Origin of the sequence: Longimicrobium sp. (assembly GCA_036389795.1) — a bacterium.
Taxonomy (GTDB): domain Bacteria; phylum Gemmatimonadota; class Gemmatimonadetes; order Longimicrobiales; family Longimicrobiaceae; genus Longimicrobium.
Window position 1 is genome coordinate 1 of record DASVWD010000113.1, and the last position, 2,243, is coordinate 2,243.

At 67.2% G+C, this 2,243-nt stretch carries 1 protein-coding gene; it reads right to left on the reverse strand.

The window, feature by feature from the left end:
• A partial coding sequence (locus tag VF746_15200) for a hypothetical protein (GenBank protein HEX8693767.1) occupies positions 1 to 1,119 on the reverse strand: 1,119 nt, incomplete at its 3' end.
• Positions 1,120 to 2,243 lie beyond the last annotated feature (1,124 nt).

Here is a 2,243-nt window from a genome sequence, read left to right on the forward strand (position 1 = left end):
CGTCGCACCCGTCTCGGCGAAGACGCCCACGCCCTGGTACTCGCCGATCCGGTTCACTTCCGTCACCCCCAGCACCCGCGGCAGGCCGTACTTCGCGTACTGGCGGCCGTTGAACGTGATCGGCTCGTTGTTGATGAACCACGTCGCGTTCGCCGCGTAGGCGCCCGTCACCGGGAAGCGCTCGCTGAAGCGCTGGCCGGCCACCGTGGTGTCGCCCGTCGCCGGGTCGTACTGCACCTCGACCTCGGTGAGCGCGTTGTTGTCGATCACGCACACCCGGATCGTCTGCACCGTCGGCGGCGGAGGCGGCGGCGGCGGAATCACGGCCGGCGGCGGCGGCGGCGGCGGGACCACGGCCGGCGGCGGGGGCGGAGGCGGCGGCGGCAGGATGTCGCCGAACATGAACTTCAGCCCCAGCACCAGCCGCGGCGTGAACGCGAACTTGTCCTCACCCGGGCCCTGCTCCGCCACGTGCGCGGGCGAGTCGTACCCGTGCACCGCGCCCTCCAGGAACACCCCGATGCTCGGCCCGAACGAGAAGGCGTCCACGCCCAGGCCCAGCACGCCCTGCCCGACCGTCGCCAGCTTCGGGTGGTCCGAGAGGCACACGCCGTTGGCGATCCAGACCGGGACCGCCTGGCACCCCGGGTACGGCGTCTCGCCGGCGATGTTGGTGGTGAGCCCGCCGCCGCCCGCGAACAGGTACAGCGAGCCCAGGAACCCGCCGTTCGACCAGAACAGCGGGCGCCACACCAGGTCCAGGTCGTAGAACCAGTTGTTCTGGACGTAGTCGTCGTTCACGTCCTCGGGGAAGAAGTCCTCCGCCTCCGGCAGGTTGGTCGGCATGTAGGCGCCGTTCAGCCGGATCCCGAAGGTGGGGCTCAGCCAGTAGGTGGCCTGCGCCCCGAAGATCGGGCCGAAGCCCACCGCCCACCCCTCCTCCTCGTCGCCCTGCTCGGGCGTGGTGAACCAGTCGGAGGTCCAGGCTCCGCCCGCGTAGATGCCGAGGTCGAACAGGCTCGCGCGGCGCCCCACCATGTCGTCCTGCGCCACCGCGTTCCCCGCCGCCCCCGCCACCACCAGCGCGGCCGCCAGTGCTGACGTTGCGAGTCGTCTCATCGGTTTCTCCTCACAGGGTGAATCACACGCCCTCCCCCGGGGAGGGCCGTACTTCGAGCGCCGTCGCCATACAAGAACAATGCCATGAACAGCTGGAAATTGCGCCACGCGTCCCGGAAAATCGCCGCGCCCCGTATAAGTTTCTCCGCGCTAACGACTTGGAAAGTGCCGACAAGCTATGCGCGGTCCATGTCGCGGCGCGGCACGACACGCCGTGTCTTGCCCGCTCCTGCGCCGAGCGCAGCCTTTTCCTGAGTTCTGCGCCAGAATGGCACCCGGAATGGGGCATTCATGTCTCTGCCTGAATTGCAGGGAATGTGCGCGGCGCGGCAAAGCTGCGACGGGTTTGGGTTGCAGTCGGCCTCCGCAAGAGGAGTCTTCTCCGCTCTCATCCTTTCCAGCGCGCGGGTCGACCGGGCCCGCGAGCTCGTGCTCCGCGGGGTCGAAAATGATGCCGGACACGTGTCCGAGCAAGCGTCTCGATCAAAACCACGGTTCACCATTCCACCCCGACCTGGAAATGCCATGGCAGTGAAGGATGGCTTCAGCACCTTGCCGTCGAGCGCCGGGTCAGCGGGTCGGGGCCTGATCCCAATCGGGAAAAGCAACGGGGGGCGGTGAAGCGAGCAGGCGTCCGGCGCCGCCACCGCGAAGATCCTTCGGCCTGCCGTCATTCATGCGATGCCGGTCCCGTGTGTGACCGGGGCTTCAGTTTGACGGCAGATCATCAGCAGCCCCATCAACGCACACACGCACTCATACCACAGCGCAAAGGGTAGTTCTGGTTCCAAACAGAAACAGATTGAGATCTCACAGAGGACACGGAGGACATAGAGAGCTTCAATCTCCCTGCTGTTCCTCCGTGTCCTCCGTGCCCTCTGTGAGGGACCCTTTCAGAGCCGGATACCCGAACAATCCTCTGCGAAATGGTATCACGCACTCACGCACTCGCACTAAAAACGAGGGGGCGCCCCGAAGGACGCCCCCCCTTCCTGCTCCAGCCCGTGCGGTGCCGCGTCAGCCGCGGACGCCGCCCGTCTTCACCACGTACTGGTACGGCTGGAACTCGCACCCCGGACGCACCGGCAGGTAGATCACGTCCGGACTGCCCGTCGCACCCGTCT